The 22,024-nt window shown below is 67.1% G+C and carries 18 protein-coding genes; 8 read left to right on the forward strand and 10 right to left on the reverse strand.

The features are described from left to right. The first annotated feature begins 8 nt into the window (after positions 1–8). The gene (locus IB268_RS13740; protein WP_054453819.1) at positions 9–1,430 is read left to right on the forward strand and encodes an efflux transporter outer membrane subunit; all 1,422 of its coding nucleotides are present in this window, start codon (positions 9–11) and stop codon (positions 1,428–1,430) included. On the opposite strand, the gene ypfH is transcribed toward IB268_RS13740, so the two are convergent. Next, a complete protein-coding gene (gene ypfH, locus IB268_RS13745; RefSeq protein WP_192354378.1) occupies positions 1,431–2,135 on the reverse strand; it encodes an esterase in 705 nt (234 codons plus the stop codon). It lies immediately after the preceding gene. Positions 2,136–2,320: 185 nt separating this feature from the next. Between ypfH and IB268_RS13750 the strand changes: the two genes are divergently transcribed. The 4 genes from IB268_RS13750 (at position 2,321) to IB268_RS13765 (ending at position 9,384) form a co-directional block, all read left to right on the forward strand. After that, positions 2,321–3,856, forward strand: a complete 1,536-nt coding sequence (locus IB268_RS13750; protein ID WP_119448973.1) for an amino acid permease — start codon at positions 2,321–2,323, stop codon at positions 3,854–3,856. Positions 3,857–4,049: 193 nt separating this feature from the next. Further along, positions 4,050–4,754 (forward strand): translesion DNA synthesis-associated protein ImuA, encoded by a 705-nt coding sequence (gene imuA / locus IB268_RS13755; RefSeq protein WP_054453813.1) that lies wholly within the window; start codon positions 4,050–4,052, stop codon positions 4,752–4,754. After that, a complete protein-coding gene (locus IB268_RS13760) occupies positions 4,684–6,153 on the forward strand; it encodes a DNA polymerase Y family protein (protein WP_192354379.1) in 1,470 nt (489 codons plus the stop codon). Before imuA ends, IB268_RS13760 begins: the two co-directional genes overlap by 71 nt. A 6-nt stretch (positions 6,154–6,159) precedes the next feature. After that, positions 6,160–9,384, forward strand: a complete 3,225-nt coding sequence (locus tag IB268_RS13765; protein WP_192354380.1) for an error-prone DNA polymerase — start codon at positions 6,160–6,162, stop codon at positions 9,382–9,384. Between the two features lie 16 nt (positions 9,385–9,400). Here IB268_RS13765 and IB268_RS13770 read toward each other — a convergent pair whose 3' ends face one another. Next, complete coding sequence (locus IB268_RS13770; protein WP_192354381.1) at positions 9,401–10,687, reverse strand: SGNH/GDSL hydrolase family protein; 1,287 nt, start codon at positions 10,685–10,687, stop codon at positions 9,401–9,403. Between the two features lie 101 nt (positions 10,688–10,788). On the opposite strand from IB268_RS13770, the gene IB268_RS13775 reads away from it, so the two are divergent. Next, entirely contained in the window at positions 10,789–11,694 is a 906-nt protein-coding gene (locus tag IB268_RS13775) for a LysR family transcriptional regulator (RefSeq protein ID WP_192354476.1), read from the forward strand. Here the strand turns inward: IB268_RS13775 and IB268_RS13780 are convergent. The 6 genes from IB268_RS13780 to IB268_RS13805 all read right to left on the reverse strand — a co-directional run bounded on the left by IB268_RS13780 (position 11,691) and on the right by IB268_RS13805 (position 18,719). Beyond that, positions 11,691–12,833 (reverse strand): YgeY family selenium metabolism-linked hydrolase, encoded by a 1,143-nt coding sequence (locus tag IB268_RS13780; RefSeq protein WP_192354382.1) that lies wholly within the window; start codon positions 12,831–12,833, stop codon positions 11,691–11,693. The two genes, IB268_RS13775 and IB268_RS13780, sit on opposite strands and share 4 nt — an antisense overlap. Before the next feature lie 66 nt (positions 12,834–12,899). Then, a complete protein-coding gene (locus IB268_RS13785; protein ID WP_054453806.1) occupies positions 12,900–14,231 on the reverse strand; it encodes an MFS transporter in 1,332 nt (443 codons plus the stop codon). 147 nt (positions 14,232–14,378) lie between these two features. Then, positions 14,379–15,332, reverse strand: coding sequence for an N-carbamoyl-D-amino-acid hydrolase (locus IB268_RS13790; RefSeq protein WP_192328092.1), 954 nt, complete (start codon positions 15,330–15,332; stop codon positions 14,379–14,381). 18 nt (positions 15,333–15,350) lie between these two features. After that, positions 15,351–16,607, reverse strand: a complete 1,257-nt coding sequence (locus IB268_RS13795) for a M20 family metallo-hydrolase (protein WP_054453802.1) — start codon at positions 16,605–16,607, stop codon at positions 15,351–15,353. Beyond that, a complete protein-coding gene (locus IB268_RS13800; RefSeq protein WP_192352217.1) occupies positions 16,604–17,851 on the reverse strand; it encodes a diaminopropionate ammonia-lyase in 1,248 nt (415 codons plus the stop codon). Before IB268_RS13800 ends, IB268_RS13795 begins: the two co-directional genes overlap by 4 nt. Before the next feature lie 19 nt (positions 17,852–17,870). Further along, on the reverse strand, positions 17,871–18,719 hold the full coding sequence (locus IB268_RS13805) for a MurR/RpiR family transcriptional regulator (RefSeq protein ID WP_082400960.1): 849 nt from the start codon (positions 18,717–18,719) through the stop codon (positions 17,871–17,873). Between the two features lie 188 nt (positions 18,720–18,907). Between IB268_RS13805 and IB268_RS13810 the strand changes: the two genes are divergently transcribed. Continuing rightward, the gene (locus IB268_RS13810) at positions 18,908–19,291 is read left to right on the forward strand and encodes an I78 family peptidase inhibitor (RefSeq protein ID WP_054453798.1); all 384 of its coding nucleotides are present in this window, start codon (positions 18,908–18,910) and stop codon (positions 19,289–19,291) included. A 63-nt stretch (positions 19,292–19,354) separates the two neighbouring features. Here IB268_RS13810 and IB268_RS13815 read toward each other — a convergent pair whose 3' ends face one another. Next, complete coding sequence (locus IB268_RS13815) at positions 19,355–20,068, reverse strand: phytanoyl-CoA dioxygenase family protein (RefSeq protein WP_119451952.1); 714 nt, start codon at positions 20,066–20,068, stop codon at positions 19,355–19,357. Between the two features lie 136 nt (positions 20,069–20,204). Between IB268_RS13815 and IB268_RS13820 the strand changes: the two genes are divergently transcribed. Continuing rightward, positions 20,205–20,495 (forward strand): hypothetical protein, encoded by a 291-nt coding sequence (locus IB268_RS13820; RefSeq protein WP_054453796.1) that lies wholly within the window; start codon positions 20,205–20,207, stop codon positions 20,493–20,495. A gap of 523 nt (positions 20,496–21,018) precedes the next feature. On the opposite strand, the gene IB268_RS13825 is transcribed toward IB268_RS13820, so the two are convergent. Beyond that, positions 21,019–21,765, reverse strand: a complete 747-nt coding sequence (locus IB268_RS13825) for a lysozyme inhibitor LprI family protein (RefSeq protein ID WP_225591368.1) — start codon at positions 21,763–21,765, stop codon at positions 21,019–21,021. Positions 21,766–22,024 lie beyond the last annotated feature (259 nt).

Raw genomic sequence — 22,024 nt, forward strand, 5'->3', positions numbered from 1 at the left:
TAACCGCCATGAACACCAGATACCTCCTGCCTCTTACGCTGGCCCTTGCGCTGGCCGGATGCGCCGCCGTGGGCCCGGACTACCAGGTGCCCCCCGGATCGGTGGCCGAGCGGCAGAGCGCGCAGGCGCCCTTCACGCAGGCGCGCGAGGCGGCGTTCCGGCAGGATGCGGTGCCTGGCCGCTGGTGGCGCCTGTACGACGACCCCGTGCTGGATGGCCTGGTGGAGAAAGCCCTGGCCGCCAACACCGACCTGCGCGTGGCCAGCGCCAACCTGGAACGGGCCCAGGCCGCCGTGCGTGAAGCGCAGGCGCAGCAGCAGCCGTCCATCGGTGTCAATGCCTCGCCCACTTTCGGCCACGTGTCCGGCCTGCAGGAACTGCAGCCCGGCATCGATCCGCCCAACCGCTGGTCCTATTCCATGGGCGCCAGCGTGTCGTACCAGCTGGACCTGTTCGGCCAGATCCGCCGCGCCGTGGAAGCGGCCAGCGGCGACGAGCAGGCCGCGCAGGCCGCCTATGACGCCACCCGCGTCACCGTCGCCGCCGAGACCGCCCGGGCCTACGCCAATATGTGCGCGGCCGGCATGCAGCTGGCCTCCGCCCAGCATTCGGTACAGGTGCAGAAGCAATCGCTGGACGCGGTGGACCGGCTGCAACGCGCCGGCCGCGGCACCACGCTGGACGTGACCCGCGCCCGCAGCCAGCTTGAACAGCTGCAGGCCAACCTGCCGCCATTCCAGGCCCAGCAGCGCACCGCGCTGTACCGCCTGGCGGCGCTGACCGGCCAGACGCCGGGCCAGATCCCGCCCGCGCTGCTGCAATGCGCCCAGGCCCCGCGCCTGACCGAGACCATCCCCGTGGGCGACGGCGCCGAACTGCTGCGCCGCCGTCCGGACATCCGCCAGGCCGAACGCACGCTGGCCGCGGCCACCGCGCGCATCGGCGTGGCTACCGCGGACCTGTATCCGAAGATCTCTCTGGGCTTGTCGGCGGCCTCGGGCGGTCCGGCCGCCATGTTCGGCGACCGCGGCACCTTCAGCTGGAGCGTCGGTCCGCTGATCTCCTGGACCATCCCCAACACTGGCGCCGCGCAGGCCCGCATCGCCGAGGCCCAGGCCAGCACCAAGGCCGCGGCGGCGCGCTTTGACGCCACCGTGCTGAACGCCCTGCGGGAAACGGAAAGCGCGCTGGTGGTCTACGCGCGTCAGCTGGATCGCGACGCCGCCCTGCGCGCCGCGCGCGACCAGAGCGCCGAGGCCGCCTCGCAGGCCAGCCGCCTGTTCCAGTACGGCAAGACCGACTACCTGACCGTGCTGGACGCCGAGCGCACGCTGGCTAGCAATGAAAGCGCGCTGGCCGCCTCGCAGGCCGACCTCAGCAGCGACCAGATCGCGCTGTTCCTGGCGCTGGGCGGCGGCTGGGAAAAATGATCAATGCACCGGGGTGCCGTCGGGCGGCGTCTGGTTAAGACCCAGCGCGGCCTCCCAGCTGCGCAACGGCACGCAGGTCTTCAAGCGCACGATGGCGCGCTCGATCAGCGCCGGATGCAACGCGTGCCCCACCTGGGTGGCGATGTCGATGGTCGAGTCGCCGTGCAGCTCGGTCAGGCGCGCCTGGGCGGCCTGGATGAGCTCCACGTTCATGATCGGATCGGCGGCGCCGTGCAGCAGGTGCAACGTGGTGAACTGCGGCGCGCTCTTGGGCATCTGGGCATAGCGGCCCGAGAACGCGATGACGCGACCGGCGATGCCGTCGTGCGCCTGCACCAGTTCCAGCGCCATGATCGCGCCCTGCGAAAAGCCCGCCAGCGCCGTGTCCGACTGCAGCAGGCCGAAACGGGCCTGCGCCTCGCGCACATAGGTCTCCAGGGGCGGCAAGGCCTGCGCCACGCGTTCCGGGCGGTTTTCCTCGGTCACGCCGCGTACCGAGAACCACTGCCGGCCGTCGCCGCCGCCGTCGTAGGGCTCGAACCCCTGGGGCGCCAGCACCGCCGCGCTCGGGAACGCCGCGCGCACGGCTTTTGCCAGCGGCTCCATGTCGTCGGGGCTGCCGCCCACGCCGTGCAGCAGGATGAACAGCTGGCGCACGTCGACGCCGGCGTTGGGAAGAAATTCGATAGAAGTGGAAGACGCCATGAAACTGCTCCGTGCTGGCTGGGGCCGCCGAACGGCCCCGGAATAGCCGCATTGTAAAATGCGCGCCTTGAAGCAACCTTTGCCGCACCGCCACGGACCGGCTGGCTTGCGCGGCATTGCCTGGCGGGCAGGCCCGCGCGCCCGTGCCTGATGGTCCGCCGCCGCGGCAACCTCCTACCCCAGTAATGCAAACTCCGACGACAGAATCCGGCGCCACGCCTGCCGGCCAGAACCAGCTGCATCGCGTGCTCAAGGCGCGCCACCTCACGATGATAGCGTTGGGCGGAGCCATCGGCACCGGCCTGTTCGTGGCTTCCGGCGCCGCCATCGCCCAGGCCGGCCCGGGCGGCGCGCTGCTGGTCTACCTGGCCATCGGCCTGATGGTCTACTTCATCATGACCAGCCTGGGCGAACTGGCCACCTTCATGCCGGTATCGGGTTCCTTCTGCACCTATGCCTCGCGCTATGTGGACGGCGGCTTCGGTTTCGCGCTGGGCTGGAACTTCTGGATCAGCTGGGCCACGGTGGTGGCGGTGGACGTGGTGGCCGCGCAGCTGGTCATGGCCTACTGGTTCCCCGATACGCCCGGCTGGATATGGAGCGTGGCCTTCCTGGCCCTGACCTTCGGCCTGAACGCCTTTTCGGCGCGCAGCTTCGGCGAAGCCGAATACTGGTTCGCCATCATCAAGGTCGTGGCCGTGCTGTGCTTCATCGGCGTCGGGCTGGCGATGCTGGTGGGCATCATCCACAGCGGCACGCCCGTGGGACTGGCCAACTGGTCGGTCGGCGACGCGCCCTTCGTGGGCAATGTGGCCACCTGGGTCGGCGTGGCGATGGTGGTGGCCTATTCGTTCCAGGGCACCGAACTGGTGGCCGTGGCCGCCGGCGAATCCGAAAATCCCCGCCGCAACGTGCCACGCGCGATCAACCATGTGTTCTGGCGCATCCTGCTGTTCTACGTGCTGGCCATCCTGATCATCGGCCTGCTGCTGCCCTATACCGACCCGCAACTGCTGCGCAACGAAGTGGAAGACATCGCGGTCAGCCCCTTCACGCTGGTGTTCCAGCACGCCGGGCTGCTGTCGGCGGCCACCGTGATGAACGCCGTGATCCTGACCTCGGTGCTGTCGGCCGGCAATTCCGGCATGTACGCGGCGACGCGGATGCTGTTCAACATGGCGGTGGAAGGCCAGGCGCCCGCCCTGTTCCGGCGCGTGACGCGCAGCGGCGTGCCGCTGTATGCGCTGATGGCCACCGCGCTGCTGGCCTGCCTGTGCCTGTTCAGCCTGGTGTACAGCCCCAAGGCCGTCTACATCTGGCTGCTGAACTTCGCCGGCATGACCGAATTCATCGTCTGGCTGAGCATCGCCGTCAGCCATTACCGCTTCCGCCAGGGCTATGTGAAGCATGGCTACGACACCGCCGACCTGCCCTACAAGGCCGGCTTGTTCCCCTTCGGTCCGCTACTGGCCTTCGTCCTGTGCCTGGTGGTCACGCTGGGCCAGAACTACCAGGCCTTCCTGCAAGACCGCATCGACTGGATCGGCGTGATCTCCACCTACCTGGCGATCCCGCTGTTCCTGGCCTTGTGGATCGGCCACCGGCTGGTGCGCAAATCGCACTGGATCCGGTACGAGGATATGCGGTTTTATGGCTTGGACCTGGATCGCGCGGCGGGTGTGGCGGCCTCGGCAGCTACTAGTGAGAACGCCCGCGCTTAGTTGCGATCCGCCTGCCTGAAGCAACTAAAATCGTATCCAACACGGCCCACCCCTCTGCATCGAAAGGTGTACGGGTGGGTTTTCTTTTAGTTCGCGGCATGCTCCGCCCCCTTTAAATACTGTACATATATACAGTTATAATGACTCATCGGCCACTTCCACCGGGTTCCTATCTCCCGGCAACCGATTTGCCATGCAGTCCCCAGAACGTATCCATCCCGCGTTGTGGCGCGCCACCCAGTTGGCTCAAGGCGCCGCCCGCACCCTGCCCACCGGGCATGCCGCGCTTTCGGCCGAGCTGCCAGACGGCGGCTGGCCGCTGGGTTCCCTGAACGAATTGCTGGTCCCGCACCCCGGCATCGGCGAAATCCGCCTGCTGCGTCCGGCGCTGGCCCAACTGGAAACGCGCCGCGCCATTGCGCTGGTGCAGCCGCCGCACGCGCCCCACATCGCCAGCTGGATGAGCTGGCGGCTGGATCCCCGTCAATTGCTCTGGGTGGCGCCGGAAAAACCCGTGGACGCGCTCTGGGCCGCCGAACAGATCCTGAAGAACGGCAGTTGCGGAGCCCTGATCTGCTGGCTGCCTCATGTGCGCCCCGAATCCCTGCGCCGCCTGCACCTGGCCGCCCAGGCCAGCGACCTGCTGTTCATCGCGGTGCGCCCCAGCAGCGCGGCGCAGAACGCCACGCCCGCGCCCTTGCGGCTGGCGCTGGCGCCGGCCGCGGGCGGCCTGTCCGTCCATATCCTGAAGCGCCGCGGACCCGCCTGCGACACGCCGCTGTACGTGGGCCTGGACACCGGCGCCACCATTCCTGTTTCTCCCCGCCATGCGCCTCTGGATCGCCGCCTTCCTGCGCTGCCTGCCGCTGGACGCACTGCGCCCGCACTGGCCGCTTGAGGGGCAGGCGTTCGCGGTCCTGGAACAGGAACGCGTCGCCGCCCTGACGCCCGCCGCCCGCCGCGCCGGCGTCAAGCCGGGCATGCGCCGCGCGGGCGCGGCCGCCATCGCTCCCGAGGTCGAGCTGCTGCCCCGCGATGCCCAGGCCGAGTCCGAAGCCTTGCAGGGCGCGGCGCTGGCACTGCTGCAATACACGCCCGAAATCGCCCTGGCCGACGGCGACACGCTGCTCCTGAACGTGAGCGCCAGCCTGATGCTCTTCCGCGGCCCCAAGGCGCTGCACCGGCGGGTCGCCGCCACCTTGCGCGCCCTGGACCTGCGCGTGTCGCTAGGCATGGCGCCGACCGCCGCCGGCGCCTGGCTGCTGGCGCGCAGCCCCGGCCGGCGCGCGCCCCGCCGTACCCTCACGCTGCCCACGCTGACCCGGCGGCTGGACGCCCTGCCGCTAGCCCTGCTGCCGCAGGCGCAGGCCCGCCGCGACTGGCTCGACGGCATCGGCTGCCATACCCTGGCGGACCTGCGCGCCCTGCCGCGCGCGGGGCTGCAGCGGCGCAGCGCCCCCGAACTGCTGCAGGCCCTGGACGCCGCCTACGGCCTGGCGCCCGAGCTCCACCGCTGGGTCGAACCGCCACACCAGTTCTCGCGCCGCATCGAACTCACCGACTACGTCGAGCACACCGACGCGGTGCTCGCGGTGGCGCGCCGCCTGGCCGAACAGCTGGGCGGCTGGCTCAGCGCCCGGCAACTGGCGGTACGCCGCGTGGTGCTCAGCATGGAACACGAACGCGGCCGCCACGCCCGGCCGCCCACCGAACTGGAGCTGGCCCTGGCCCAGCCGGTCTGGCAGGCGCCGCAGATCCTCCACCTGCTGCGGGAAAAGCTGGCGCGCTTCACGCTGGAAGCGCCCGTGATCGCCGTGGCGCTGCTGGCGCCCGACACGGTCGAGCAGCCCGCCGCCAGCACCACCCTGTTCCCCGAGCCCGGCGGCACGCCTGCCGACCATGCCCGGCTGCTGGACCTGCTGGTGGCGCGGCTGGGCCGCGACCAGGTGCGCCACGCCCACCCGGTACCCGACCACCGCCCCGAGGCCGCCAACGCCTGGGGCGACGCGCTGTCGCCGCCCCAACGCCCCGCGCCCCTGCCCGCCCTGCTGGACCGCCCCTTCTGGCTGCTGGACCCGCCGCTGCCCTTGAAGCTGTCCGGCCACCGGCCGCAATACGGCGGCCAGGCGCTGCGCCTGATGCGCGGCCCCGAACGCATCGAAAGCGGCTGGTGGGACCCGGCCCTGACCGTGCGCGACTACTTCGTCGCCGAGGACGCCGCCGCCGCGCGCTACTGGATCTACCGCGAGCGCGACGACGAGCACGCCCGCTGGTTCCTGCATGGGCTCTACGCCTGAAACGCCATGCGCCTGGACGACGACGACACCCCCGGCATCCTGGCGCAGTTGCCCGGCTACGCCGAGCTGCAATGCCAGTCCAACTTCTCTTTCCTGCAGGGCGCTTCGCACCCCGAGGAACTGGTCGAACGCGCCGCCGAACTGGGCTACGCCGCGCTCGCCATCACCGATGAATGTTCGCTGGCGGGCGTGGTCCGCGCCCACGTGGAGGCCAAGGCCCGCAAGCTGCCGCTCATCATCGGCGCCACCTTCCAGCTGCGCGCCGCGCCCGACGCCGCGCCACTGGGCCTGACCCTGCTGGCGCAGACGCGCGAGGGCTACGGCAACCTGTCCGAACTGATCACCCTGGCCCGCACCCGCGCGCCCAAGGGCGAATACCAGCTGGCGCCCGAAGACCTTACCCATCCTCCCAGCGGCCACGCCCATCTGCGCCACCTGCCCGAATGCCTGGCCATCCTGAGCCCCGCCTACGGCACCGACGCCGACCGCATGGCCGAGCAGGCGCGCTGGCTGGCACGCGTCTTCCCCCACCGCGCCTGGGTGGGGCTGACCTTGCTGCACCGCTCGCGCGACGACCTGCACCGCGCCGCGGTCGAGCACGCCGCGCAGGCCGCGGACCTGCCCATCGTGGCGCTGGGCCAGGTGCAGATGCATCTGCGTTCGCGCAAGCCGCTGCACGACACGCTGACCGGCATCCGCACTCGCCAACCGGTATCGCAATGCGGCTATGAACTGTCCGGCAACGCCGAACAGCACCTGCGTACTCGCATGCGCCTGGCCAACCTGTACCCGCCGCAAGCGCTGGCCCAGACGCTGGCCGTGGCCCGCCGCTGCGCCTTCTCATTGGACGAGCTGCGCTACGAATACCCGGACGAAATCATTCCGCGCGGCCACACGCCGGCCACCTATCTGCGCCAGGAAACCCTGGCCGGGGCCGCCCGCCGCTTTCCTTCAGGCACGCCGGACAGCGTCACCGCGCAGATCGAAAAAGAGCTGGCCCTGATCACGGACCTGCACTACGAAGCCTATTTCCTCACGGTCTACGACATCGTCCAGTACGCCCGCGGCGAGGGCATCCTGTGCCAGGGCCGCGGGTCCGCCGCCAACTCCGCGGTCTGCTACTGCCTGGGCATCACCGAAGTGGATCCGGTGCGCGGCAACAACCTGTTCGAACGCTTCATCAGCAAGGAACGCAACGAGCCGCCCGACATCGACGTGGACTTCGAGCACCAGCGCCGCGAAGAGGTCATCCAGTACATCTACCGCAAGTACGGCCGCGAACGCGCCGCGCTCACCGCCGTGGTCATTTCCTACCGGCCGCGCAGCGTGCTGCGCGATACCGGTTGCGCGCTGGGCGTGGACGCAGGCGTCATCGACGCCGTGGCGCGCGCCCACCAATGGTGGGACGGCAAGAAGGAAATGCTGCGCACCCTGGGCGCCTGCGGCCTGGACCCGGAATCGCAGGTGGCGCGCCAGTGGGCGGCGCTGGCGCAGACCCTGATGGGCTTTCCGCGTCACCTGTCGCAGCACCCCGGCGGCTTCGTGATTTCACGCGGCAAGCTGTCGCGCCTGGTGCCCATCGAAAACGCCGCCATGGCAGACCGCAGCGTCGTGCAATGGGACAAGGACGACCTGGATGCGCTGGGCCTGCTGAAAGTGGACGTGCTGGCGCTGGGCATGCTGTCGGCCCTGCGCCGCACGCTGGAGCTGGCTGGCCAGCGCCGCGGCCAACCCTTGCGGCTGCAGGACATCCCCGCCAGCGACACGCCCACCTACGACATGATCTGCGACGCCGACACCATAGGCGTGTTCCAGATCGAATCCCGCGCCCAGATGACCATGCTGCCGCGGCTGCGTCCGCGCGAATACTACGACCTGGTGGTGCAGGTGGCCATCGTGCGCCCAGGCCCGATCCAGGGCGGCATGGTCCATCCCTACCTGCGCCGCCGCCAGGGCAAGGAACCCGAAACCTATCCCAGCGAAAAAGTGCGCGGCGTGCTCAGCCGCACCATGGGCGTACCCATCTTCCAGGAACAGGTCATGCAGATCGCCGTGGTGGCCGCCGGCTTCACGCCGGGCGAATCCGACCAGTTGCGCCGCTCCATGGCGGCCTGGAAGCGCAAGGGCGGCGTGGACAAGTATCGGACCAAGCTGGTCGGCGGCCTGCTGGCCCATGGCTACAAACTGGATTTCGCCGAGGCGCTGTTCCGGCAGATCGAAGGCTTCGGCGAATACGGCTTCCCCGAAAGCCACGCCGCCAGCTTCGCCCTGCTGGCCTATGCCAGTTCTTGGCTCAAGCGGCACGAGCCCGAAGCCTTCCTGGCCGCCCTGCTCAACTCCCAGCCCATGGGCTTCTACGCCCCCGCGCAACTGGTGCAGGACGCCCGCCGCCACGGCGTCTGCGTGCTGCCGGCGGACGTCACGGTCAGCGGCTGGGACTCGGCCCTGGAGACCCTGCCCGACGGTCATCCTGGCGCCCGCCGGCCCCCCCATCCGCACGCGCCCGCCGCCGACGGCACCCGTCCCGCCGTCAGGCTGGGACTGAGCCTGATCCAGGGCATGCGCGAAGACGCCGCCCGGCGCATCGAAGACGCGCGCGCTGCCGCCCCTTTTACCGACACCGGCGACCTGGCCCGCCGCGCCGCGCTCACCCGCCATGACCTCAACGCGCTGGCCGCTGGCGACGCCCTGCGCACGCTGGCCGGCCATCGCCGCCAGGCCAGCTGGGAAGCCGCCGCCAGCGTGCAGAGCCGCGACCTGCTGCGCGACGCCGCCATCCAGGAAACCCAGGCGCCACAGCTGGCCGCCCCGTCCGAGGGCCAGGCCGTGGCGGCCGACTACCGCAGCGTGGGCCTGACGCTGCGCAGCCACCCGGTGGCCTTGCTGCGCCCCCAGCTCGCGGCGCGCAACTTCCAGCCCGCCTCGGTGCTGAACAGCTACCCCGACAAGCGCGTGGCCCGCGCCTGCGGCATCGTCACCGTGCGCCAACGTCCCCAAACCTCCAAGGGCGTGATCTTCGTCACGCTGGAAGACGAGACCGGCCCCGTCAACGTGGTCGTGCGCCCGGAACTCATAGAACGCCAACGCCGCGAATTGCTGGGGGCCTCGCTGCTGGGCGTCTACGGATCCTGGCAAAGCGTGGACGGCGTGCGCCACCTGATCGCGCAGCGGCTGGTGGATCTGTCCGACCTGCTGGGCGGGTTGAACACCCAGAGCCGGAATTTCCACTGACCGCTGCGGCCGCGGTTCAATCGCCGAACAGCGTGGCCATGTCCAATGCCTGCGCCATGGCCTGGTAGCCGGCATCGTTGGGATGCAGGCTATCGCCCGAGTCATACGCGGGCAGCAGCCGCGCCGGATGCGCCGGATCGCGCAGCACCGCGTCAAAATCCACCACCGCGTCGAACACGCCGCTTTCGCGGATCCAGCGGTTCACCTCCCGCCGCACCGCGTCCTTGGCCGGGTTGTAGTGGCCCGACAGCGGCGTGCCGTGCAAAGAGCCTTCATACGGCGCAATGGTGCCGCCGACGATGCGCACGCCGCGCAGGCGCGCCGCCTCTGCCAATTGCCGGTAGCCCTCGGTCAATCTGGCCGCCGTCATGGGCGCGTCGTCCGGCGCGAAGCCGCTGTCCGGCCAGCCGATGTCATTGATGCCCAGCATCATCACCACCGTGCGCACGCCCGGCTGCGACAGCACGTCGGCGTCAAACCGGGCCATCGCGTTCACCCCCATCTTGTCGCCCCAGACCCGCGCGCCCGAAATGCCCGCGTTCGCCACGCCCATGCCTTGCGGCGCCAGGCGGCGCGCCAGGAAGTCCGGCCAGCGGCGGTTGGCGCCCGGCGTCGAGCCGTTGCCATCGGTCAGGGAATCCCCAAAGGCCACCACCACCGGCACGCGCTTCGGGCTTTCCACCCAGATCCCCGCCAGGAATGCCCGGCCTTGCAGCGCCTGCGCCTCTGGCAGCTCCGCCGCCGCAGTGGCATTGCCCCGGACCAGGGCGCCGGTCTGCTGCGCGCCCCAATGGAAGGTCGTCACCGGCGTCGCCTGCGGGAAGTAAAGGCTGACGGCCAGTTCGGCCAGCGCGGATACCGGCAGGTCCACCGGATCGCTGACCGCCTGCGCCCCCGGCGCCACCGTCACGCTTGGCCGACCGCCAAAGGCCAGCCCGCGGCTGGACGCCGGACGGATCCTGGACTGGCCCGAGGCCAGCGCCACGCTGGCCGCCCCAATCTCCAGCGGCTGAGTCCCATAGCGGTTGGACAACACCACCCGCAAGCGCGGTCCGCCCACGCTGAGCATCAGGGTCTGGCGCAGAGTCTGGCCGCGCAATTCGGCCGGCATTTCCGTGGGCAGCACGAAGGAATCCGCCCACAGCGGTTGCGGACTGGCGAACCAGGAGCTGACCCAGCTGGAACGCGCGGCATCGGACTGAACAGGCGGCTGCGCGGCGGCGGCCACGGACGGCCCCAGGACCGCAAGGCCCGCGGCCAGGGTAGCGGCAGAAACCAGGGAAAAAGGATTGAAGCGGTTCATGACGACTCCAGAAAAAGAGAAAGTGACGTCACGATAGGTTCTTCCCAATTCCACCGGTAGAACCCTAAACTGCATACCTCTTCTTCCAAAAAGGAATGACCTTGGACACCCTGCGCGCAATGCGGGCCTTCGTCCGCGCCGTGGAGCTGGGCACCCTGTCCGCCGTCGCCCGCGAACAGGCCCTAAGCCAGCCCGCCCTGAGCAAGATCGTCGCCGCGCTGGAAAAGGACCTGAACGTGCGGCTGCTGGAACGCAGCACCACCCGCGTCGTGCCCACCGAACAAGGCAAGCGCTTCTACGAACGCGCCACGCGGGTGCTGGAGGAATACTCCGAAGCCGTCGCCGACGCCCGCGGCCAGACCGAAAAGCCCGCCGGCTTCCTGCGCATCAACGCGCCCGTGGCGCTGGGCCAGTTCCGCCTGAACGCGCTGGTGCGCGAATTCCTGGACGAATACCCCGACATCCAGGTCGAACTGATCCTGAACGACCGGTTCGTGGACCTGGTGGAAGAAGGCGTGGACGTGGCGCTGCGGCTGGGCGGCAATCTGCCGCCCAACGCCATCGCCCGCAAGGCAGCCCTATCGCCGCGCTACCTGGTGGCCGCCCCCTCCTACCTGGCGCAGCGCGGCAAGCCCCGCGCGCCCCGCGATCTGGCCGCGCACGAATACGTGCGCTTTGCCTGGCTGGCTGCCGGCGACACCCTGGAACTGCACCAGGGCGCGACCCTAGCCACCGTCCAGACCCAGGGGCGCTTTCGCGTCAACAACGCCCTGGCCATCCGCGAGAGCCTGGCCATGGGCGCCGGCATCGGACTATGCCCCGCGTGGCTGGTGCAGGACCTGATCGCCAGCGGCGAACTGCTGCGCGTGCTGCCGAAATGGAGCGCCACGCCGCAAGAGGCCTTCCTCATCTATCCGTCGCGCCGCTACCAGTCGTTGCGGGCGCGGCTGCTGATCGACTTCCTGAATGACCGGCTGGCCAGCCTGCCCGGCATGCAAACACCTTAGCCGCAGACGGCGCGCACCAGATTCCGGTAGATATCGCGCGCGCCTTCCAGCTGCTCCAGCGCGATGGATTCGTCGATCGTGTGGGCGTCCTCTTCGTTGCCCGGCCCCAACCCTATCGTCGGAATGCCGCGGCGTCCGGCCGATTCCGAGCCGTTGGTGCAGAACGCCCAACTGCCCACCACCGGGTCCCGGCCGCTGGCGCTGACCGCCGCGCGCGCAGCCTGCAACAAGCCGGCCTGCGCGTCGCAACGCCAACCCGGCAACCAGCGCGGCGGCGTGGCGTGCTGGCCGGTATAGGTCGCCACTTGATCCTCGCTGACCCGCAAGGTGAAGTCGGACAGGCCGTGCGTCGCCAGATGCCCGCGGATCTGCGCCAGTACATCCTCCAGGCGTTCGCCCGACACGGTGCGCCGGTCAAAGCGTATCGTCGTCGAGATCGGAATCATGGAGATCGACGGATAGGGATGCGACACGATGTCCGTCGGCACCAGCAGCGCCTGGCCCAGCACCTCGTCGTGCGGCAGCGGCAGGCTCTCCAGCGCGGCCAGCGCCCGGGCCGCCGCATGCAGGGGATTGACGCCGATGTGCGGCGTCGCCGCGTGCGCCGGCTTGCCGTGGAAGGTCAGCAGCAGTTCCACCCGCCCCTTCTGGCCTGCCTTGATCTGCAATTTTGACGGCTCGCAGATGACCACCGCCTGCGGCGTGCAGAGGTCCAGCACCGAAGCCAGCGCATGCCCTTCGATGACTTCCTCCAGCACGCTGGCCGACACCGCCACGCGGTGCTTCAAGCCATCCCGCGCCGCCTCCGCCACGCCGCAAATCGCCGCAGCAATGCCGCCCTTCATGTCGGTGCTACCGCGCCCATACAGCCGCCCATCCCGGATTTCGGCGCCGAACGGATCGAAGCGCCAGTCGCCCGCCACCGGCACCACGTCCATGTGCCCGTCGAACAACAAGGCCACGTCCGCATCCTCGGGGCCGATCAGCCCCAGCACCGAGCCATTGCCATCGGTCGTCACCGAACTGAACCCCGCCTCGCGCATCGTCGCGGCCATCAGCGCCGCCATCTCGCCTTCCTTGCCGGAAAGGCTGGGAATGCGCACCATCGCCTGGGTCAACGCAACTACGTCCAGAGTCATCATCATTCCTGTCTGAAAGTGGCGGGCGCGGCGCGCCCGCCGATGTAGAGAAGCCGCCTACCGGGCCTACCGGTTGACCAGGCTCTTCGGCACGCGGTACACCAGCACCGCCCCGATCAGCGTGAAGCTGGCCAGGAAGTACATGCCCCAATCCGTCGAACCGGTCAGATCCTTGATCCAGCCGATCGCATAGGGGCTGACAAAGGCCGCCAAGCCGGCGAAGGAATTGATCCCGGCGATGCCCGCCGCCGCGCTCTTGCCTTCCAGGAACGCCGTCGGCAGGCTCCAGAACAAGGGCGAGCACACCATGCAGCCGGCGGCCGCCACCGACAGCATGGCCACGGCCAGCATCGGGTTATGGCTGAACAGCGTGCTCAGCGCCAAGCCCGTCCCGCCCACCAGAAACGGCACGATCATGTGCCAGCGGCGCTCGCGCACTGCATCCGAATGGCGGCACACCAGCACCATCGAGATCACCGCGCAGACGTTCGGCACCGCCGTCAGCAGGCCGATGTCCAGCAGCGACACCACGCCGGTCGAACGGATCACCGACGGAATCCAGAACGCCAGGCCCGACAGGCTGGATACCGTGCAATAGCAGATCAGCGCCATATGCACGACGCGCCGGTCCTTGAGCAAGGTCAGCATCGATACGTGTTCGGTCTTGGCGGTCTTCTCGCTCTGCAGGTTATGGCCCAGCCGCGACTTCTCCGAAGGCGACAGCCAGCGCGCGTCGTCGATGCGGTCATCCAGGTACCAGAACACCGCCAGGCCCAGCAGCACCGAAGGGATGGCCTCGATGATGAACATCCACTGCCAGCCGGCCATGCCGTGCGTGTCATGGAAAGCCTCCATCACCCAGCCCGACAGCGGCCCGCCCAGGATGCCCGCGAACGGCACCGCCGTCATGAACACCGCCACGATCTGGCCGCGCCGGTTCGACGGAAACCAATAGGTCAGGTACAGGATGATCCCGGGATAGAACCCGGCCTCGGCCGCCCCCAGCAGGAAGCGCAGGATGTAGAACTGCGTCGGCGTCTGCGTCAGGGCCATGGCGGCCGAGATGATGCCCCACAGGATCATGATGCGCGCCAGGGTCTTCTTCGCGCCGATGCGGTGCATCAGCACATTGCTCGGCACCTCGAACAGGAAATAGCCGATGAAGAAAATGCCCGCGCCCAGGCCATACACCGTTTCGCTGAATTTCAGGTCATCCAGCATCTGCAACTTGGCAAAGCCGACGTTCACCCGGTCCAGGAACGCCGCGATGTAGCACACCATCAAGAACGGCAGCAGCCGCCACGCCACCTTCCGATACAGCGCATCATCCCGCGCCGCCAGGGGATCCTTGTCTGCGGCAACCGGAGGCGCCGCAATGCTCTCGACTGACTGGTCCATATTTTCACCTTGGGGTCTGTATTTTTTTAGGCCGAACGTTCCCCTGCAGGCGCTCGGGGCGCCCGCATGCTGTTTTTTATGGGAAGGGAACGTCCGGGCCGGTTATGCGGACGGTCTATCGACAGTCCGCGCTGGCCGCGCCGCAGGTCAGGCGGTTACCGCCACCTCCGGCGCAGGTTCCACCGCGCCTCTGCGTTCCGTGATCAGGCCGTAAGCCTCGGGACGCCGGTGGCGGTCGAAATTGAAAGTCGTGCTCTTGTAGGACAGGCACAGGTCCAGGTCGCAGCGCGCGATCGCCAGCTCATCGCCCTTGGTCGAGCAGGCGGCAACGATCTCGCCCGACGGCGCGATGATGCAGCTGCCGCCGATCATCTCGCAGCCCTCTTCCTTGCCGGCCTTGGCCACGCCCACCACCCAGGTGCCGTTCTGATAGGCGCCCGCCTGCATCACCAGATGGTTGTGGAACATGGACAGGTCGTCATGCTCCGGCGCCGGCGGGTTGTGCACCGGCGTGTTGTAGCCGAGCAGGATCATTTCCGCGCCTTGCAAGCCCATGACCCGATAGGTCTCGGACCAGCGACGGTCGTTGCACAAGGCCATGCCCATCACGCCGCCAAAGCCGCGCCAGACATCGAACGATGCACCCGGCTCGAAATAGTGCTTCTCCAGATGCTGGAAAGCGCGCCACGGCTCGTGTTCGGCATGCCCGGGCAAATGCACCTTGCGGTACTTGCCGATGATGTCGCCGTTCTGGTTCACCAGGATAGACGTATTGAAGCGGCGCTTGACGCCCTGCTCCACCGCCAGCTCCGCATAGCCCAGGTAAAAGCCTATGCCCAGCTTGCGCGCGGTCTCGAACAGTACCCGGGTCTGCGGACCCGGCATCTCGCTTTCATAGAACGCGTCGATCTCGGCCGGATCTTCCATGTACCAGCGCGGGAAGAAAGTCGTCAGCGCCAGCTCCGGAAAAACCACCAGTTGGCAACCCATGGCATGGGCCTGGCGCAGATGCGCGAGCAGGCGCTCGACGACGTCGCGACGCGAGTCGCTGCGCTGGATCGGCCCCAGCTGCGCGGCCGCGACATTGATGATGCGTGACATGTTCAGTCTCCTACGGTTTCATTGTTCTGCGAGTTCGAGCATCAGTTCCAGCAACACGCCGGCGCCCGCCTCGATATCCTGGTCCTGCGTGAATTCAGCGACGTTGTGCGACAGCCCGCCCACGCTGGGAACGAACACCATGCCCGTGGGGCACATGCGCGCCAGCATCTGGGCATCGTGTCCGGCGCCGCTGGGCAGCCGCCGCACGCGGTGCCCGCGGCTGCGCGCGATGTCCTCGACCCGGCCGACGATGGCCTCGTCGAACGCCACCGGCGCGAAATCGGCCAGCACCCGATGGCTCAGTTCCACCCCCTCAGCCGCCGCAGCCTGCGCCGCGTACGTCATGCAGCGCGCAATCGCCTCCTGCAAGGCCGCACCGTCGGTGTTGCGCAGGTCCAGCGTGAAGGTCGCGCGGTTGGGAATGACATTGATCAGGTTGGGAAACAGATTCACCTGCCCCACGGTCGCCAACTGGCCCGCCCCCAACTCGACGGTCAGATCCCGCGCAAAGCACGCGATGCGCGCCGCCACGATGCCGGCGTCATGGCGCAACCCCATCGGCGTGGTGCCGGCATGGTTGGACACGCCGCGCACGGTGAACTCGATCCAGTGGATGCCCTGCACGCCCGTCACCGCGCCGATGGTGTAGCCCTCGTGCTCCAGCACCGGTCCCTGTTCCACGTGCAGTTCGACAAAGGCGTGCACCTGGTTATTGCCTACCGGGGCCGTCCCGGCATAGCCGATGCGGGCCAGGTTCTCGCCCACCGTGGTGCCGTCTATGCCGACCGTGGCCAGCGCGTCCTCCAGCGCCAGGTCACCCTGGAACACCAGGCTGCCCATCATGTCGGGCGCAAAGCGCGCGCCTTCCTCGTTGGTGAAGAACGCCACCGCTATCGGTCTTTCAGTGACCACGCCTGCGTCGTTCAAGGCCGCGACCACTTCCAGCCCGGCCAGCACCCCCAGGTTGCCGTCATAGCGGCCGCCGGTGCGCACCGTGTCGATGTGCGACCCCGTCATCACGGGCGGACCGGCCTTGCGCCCGGCCCGCAGGCCAACCACATTGCCGATGCCGTCCACCGTCACGGCCAGGCCCAGTTCGCGCATCCACCGCACCACCAGATCGCGTCCCTGCCGGTCAGCGTCCGTCAGCGCCAGGCGGCAAACGCCGCCGCCCTCGATGGCGCCGACCTGCGCCAGGTCCGCAATGCGGCGCAACAGCCGGGCGCCGTCGACCCGCACGGCCTGCCGGCCTGCCTCAAGCGCGGCGCCAGTCATGCCACGGCCTCGGCTTCGACCTCGGCAGCGCTCTTGCCGACGATGCGTTGATACAGTTCCGGGTCGGTCGCCCCTTCGCTGCCGAACACCAGCACACGGCTGCCAGCGTCCAGGCCCAGCGCATCGCGTACCGCCGGATCGGCCAGCGCCGCCAGGCAGCCGGTCAGTCCCGCCACCGCCGACTCGCCGGCGACGATGGGCGCATCGCCATACTTGCCGCTCGCCAACAGACGCACCGTCTCCAGCGCCGCCTCGTCGTCAACCGTCAGGAAAGCCTGCGCGCCGGGATGCAGCACCTCCCACGCCAGCAGCGATACTTCACCGCAGGCCAGCCCGGCCATCACGGTATCCAGATCGCCGTGCACCGCCACCGGCTTGCCGGCGCGGGCGCTCTCGTACAGGCAGGCCGCCTTGTCCGGCTCCACCACGATGAAACGCGGACGGCGCTCGCCCAGCTGCTCCCAGAAATGCGCGCACACCGCGGCCGCCAGCCCGCCCACGCCGCCTTGCAGGAACACGTGCGTCGGCAGCTCGCCATCGCCCGCCTCGCGCAGCTGGCGCAGTGCCTCGTCGGCCATCACTGCGTATCCCTGCATCACGTCCTTGGGCACCTCCATATAGCCGGGATAAGAAGTATCCGAGACCACATAGCGCCCAAGCCGCGCCGCGTCTTGCGCCGCCTGGCGCACCGAGTCGTCGTAGTTCCCCGGCGTGCGCACGACCTGCGCGCCGTATTGCTCGATCGCCCGCTTGCGCCCTTCGCTGACCGTCGCGTGGATGTAGATCACGCACTGGCAACCGAAGCGTTGCGCGCCCCAGGCCACCGACCGGCCATGGTTACCGTCCGTCGCGCAGGTCACCGTCATGGCCTGCGTCAGCTCCCGGTAGCGGCCGGACAGCAAGTCGTCCACCGACAGATCGTCGCGCCCCAGCTTGACCGCCAATTCCCGCAGCAATTGGCGGCTGACGGCATAGGCGCCGCCCAGGGCCTTGAAGCTGCCCAGCCCGAAGCGGCCGCCCTCGTCCTTGTACCGGATGCCCGCCACGCCTACGGCATGGGCCAGACCCGACAGATCGCGCAACGGCGTAGGCTGATAGCCCGGCCAGCGCCGGATCTGCGCCTCCGCCTGCGCATAGGCCTGGCCGCCCAGCACCTCCAGCTGCCGTTGGCCGTAAGGCGCGGCGGGTTCGAAGGCCGGATTGGGCGCGTACTGCAGCCGGACGTTCGGAATGGGATGGTTCAAGTCAGTCTCCTCTTGGAAATCAGCGATGCAAGTCGCCGTAGTGTTCGTGCAGGCGTTCTATGTTCTGCAGACGTTCGCGCGCGGCCGCCCCAAGCTTGCGGGCCAGGGCCGAGCACAAATGATTGATGACGCTGGTGGCCGCGACGTAGGAATCGAACACGGCCGCGCCGCTGTTCACGCATCGCAACACCAGGTCCGAGCGCGCGGGCAATTCGGTGGCGGTGGGATCGGTCAGCACCACGACCTTCGCGCCCACCCGGTTCGCATGTTCGACAATCGGCTTGAGCAGCGTGACGCGACGCCGGAAATCCATCACCAGCAACACGTCGTCAGGCCCCAGGTCAGCCAGATCCTCGGCCAGGTTCAAACCCGCGCCCGGCACCAGCGCAACGCCGTCGCGCAGTTGCGTCAGCAAGGCCCAGGCGTACTGCGCCAGCACCCGTCCATTGCGAAAGCCCGCAATGCAGATACGGCGAGCGCCGGCAAACAGTTCGATGGCCCGCTCCACGTCGCGGCTGTCCAGGCGCTCGAAGGTCTGCGCCAGGTTCTGCAAATCGGTGGCCAGATGCTCCGCCAGCGCATCCCCCGTCGCGTCCGGCGGACGCACGCCCGCCATCTCGTACAGCGGCGACCCACGGTCGGCCTCATCGCGCGCCTGCGCCCGCACTTCGTTGAAGTTCTCGTACCCCAGACGCCGGAAAAACCGCCCCGCGGTCGCCTTGGACACGCCCGCCTTCTGCGCCAGCTCGGCGCCCGAATAGGCCGCGATATTGCCCAGGCACTCCAGGGTCACGCTGGCCAACCGCTGCTCGCTGTCCGTGAAGCTGTCCTGCAGCGCGAGGATGCGCTCCTGCAACACCGAAGTCATGATGATCCCGCCTATGAAACTATGGTTTCAGAAATATATTCTTATGAAACTTTAGTGTCAATGCAAAATTTGGATCATCGAAGCCGCGCTCACGAATGCCGCTAGCGGCCCTGCCCGGCCCAGGTCACAGCGCGCCCGCGCTGGTCTATCATGGCTTTTTTCAGACGTGTTGTTGTAAGGAGCGTTACATGATCCGAAAGCTGATCCCTTTCCTGCTGGTCGCCAGCCTGACCGCGTGCGCCAACACCGGCGCCCCGCGCTCATCCAGCTCGCCGGCGGCCTCCAGCTCCTCCGGCACCTCGTCTTCCGCTGATGCGGGGACCAGCTATGGCGGGTCTTCATACGGCGGGTCGTCCATGGGCGGCGGCAAGACCTGCGACGCCGCAGCCCTGCAATCCCAGATCGGCCAGAAAGCGACTGCTTCCGTCATGGAAGACCTGCGTACCCGCAGCGGAAGCGCCACCGCACGCATGCTGCGCCCGGGCCAACTGGTCACGATGGAGTACAACGCCACGCGCTTGAATTTGATCGTGGATGACAAGGACGTCATGACTGCGATTCGCTGCGGTTGATCGCAGGTCTGGCTGGCGCGAAAGACTAGCGGTGGAGTCCGCAACCCCCGGCAGACCCCGCTCCTATCCGCTTGCGCGCAGACTGAAACGAGTCGTGGCCATCATCCTGATACGGCTGGACGAATTGACGGATGGGGTGTGCAGCACGCGCATGTCCATCAAAAACACATCGCCAGCCCGTCCCGACATCTCGATGATCTTGGTGTCGGATGCGCTGAGAACAGCTTCGAGATCACCCGGCGTTTTCAACGATCCACGAAGCCTCCCAGCCGCTACACCCGCCACGCGATGAGAACGGGCCAGCGCCAAAGTCGCGCCCCCGTGCTCAATAACGTCGTCGATCAGATAGAACACCTGGATGCCGGGGACCTCGGCGCCGGATTTCGCAGCCAGGTCAACGTGCCAGTTCAGGCTGCGCAGAGACCATGGCCCCTGATGAGGCAAAGACAGCAAGGGCTGCGTGCCTTGGCCGGGTTGCGGGGCTCTGCCGGTCAGGCCAGCGATTGCGTTGCGAATTTCCGCCGTGTTCAGCGTTTCATCCAGATCCGCAATCTTCACCATCGAGGATAGCTTTGCGATCTGCTGAAACGGCGCCAAATTGTTCAGCGAACTGCCCAGACTTTTTCCGCCGGCCCAGACCTTGAGCCGCGATAGCTCTCGCAGAATGCGCTCCCGAAGCGGCGTAAGACAGCGCTTGGAATGTGCGCCGCTCAATCGCAAGTACCCTTCGCTATGGAAGAAGTCGAGCTCTGATTGATTGAGAGTTCTGCCTGTCATGTTCGAGACTTTCGTGGAACGGCTTCTGTCCAGAGGGTCGTAAACGTCATTTCCAAACTCGATTTCGGGAGCCATCGTGGCGACTGACACTGAGCAACGTAAAATGTCAGGTCTCCAGCCTCCACTTGCTTTCCTTATGAACCTTGAACGACTACGCCGCGAATTTCCCGACTTCGACATAGCCACCCTGCCGCCCCTGCCCGAAGGGTATTTCGATACGTCGAGCTACATCGATGCCGCTCCCTCATTCGAGAACGAAGAGCGCAGCCTGAAAGTGTATGTCGACTACGCCAACTACGCCGACCGCGAATCCGGCAGAAGCCAGCGCTTCTGCGTTTCGCGCTACGACGAGGAAGCTGGCGACTACGAGGACGTCGCCCTGTCGACTAACGATTGGGCCGAAGTCTTGCGCTTTCTGAGCGCCTGAACACTTGCGACAGGGGTGATCGGATTCCACTCCGATTATCGGATGGTCGCCCCCGCGACCTCTTGCGTTCCCGTGGTCTTTCTTGATCAGCTCTTAGGTAGCGAACTGTAGGCTGACACCTTTTCTCGAAGCCCTAACGCTTCAGTTTTGTGAGGCAGGGTTCTTGAGTCGCCGGCGCCCGGCCTGCGGGATTCCGATGCTCGCCCCGGTGGGGCTGCGCTTCGGATCCCTCCGCCCGGACACCGGCTCACGGCATCTGCCCATGAACGGTATCCAAAGCCAATGCATTAGGCGACTGCCAGCCGAGGACTCCAGAGTCATCCGAAGCGCAGCCCCGCCGGGGCGAGCATCGGAATGACGCAGGGCAGCCTCGGCGGCTAAAGAACCCTGGCTGTAGGAGGCTTCTGGCCGAGAGCCGCCGGATCCGCTGCTATGCGCCTCTTCTTCATCGGCATATCCATGATCTTTAGTCCTCATGATATGCCTCACACACTAAATCACGGATAGGCCCGGGCGCTTACCATCAACCGCCATAGCATTGCGCGTAAGTAAAGTCGACCAGGCGCTTGTCTGAGGCATCCTGTGGCGTGGACGGCTCTACTTGGAAATGCCCGAACATATCGTCGTTGCAGATCCTCACGTTCTTGCGCTGCGTACCTTCCTGCAATACGCAGGAGCCGCCAAAACTGTGATTACTCCCGGCGACGCCAACCGGTAGGTCAATCAGCCGGCTACAACCGATGATTCGGCCGTTTTGCTTCTGATACGACAACGATTGGTTGAACGATTCAACACGGGAGTTGGGATCACGAATCGACACTACATTAACGCACTCGCCACTAACGGCTTGGTTGCCCGGCAGCTTGCAGTCCGAGTACACCTCGCCATTGGCAATATGTTCCTCATTACGAGCCAGCATGGCGATGCGGGTCATGTATGTTTGCTGCAGGCAGGCGCTGTCTTGACAAATATCACGAGCGTATTTAATCCAGTTGCGCTGTTCTTTCGCCAACTCTTTCTTGCCATAGGCATCGGTTGCGGCTAGTGCTGTTTCATAGGCCCCATGCAATTTTCCATCCAGCGCGGATGTCTCGGCATCGCTACAGATCAACCTTTCCGTAGCGCTCACGGCCTTGTTGCAATCAAAACTTGCAGCTTGGGAGCCAGTCCATAGAGTTGCAAGGCCCAACGTAAAGAGAAGCTTTATCGCAGGTGCATACAGCATCTTCAGTGCGTAAGCGGGTGGGCGTGTTGAATGCGGCTGGGTCATGATCCCTTCTTCTCAAGTTGTATGTCGATGATGTCTTGCGTACAGCACAACACATCTCCCTCGTGACACGCCAAATCAGCTTAACCGAGCTAATGCACATCTCTGGTCTTGCAATCTTGTCGCTGAAAAAAAGGTGTCAGACTACAATTTTGCAGCATCTGGCTAGCGTATTTGTAGTCTGACACCTTTATTCAAGGTAGGGTTCTTGAGCCGCCGGCGCCCGGACTGCGGGATTCCGATGCTCGCCCCGGTGGGGCTG

Source organism: Achromobacter sp. ACM01 (genome assembly GCF_014851745.1).
GTDB lineage: Bacteria > Pseudomonadota > Gammaproteobacteria > Burkholderiales > Burkholderiaceae_B > Achromobacter > Achromobacter aegrifaciens.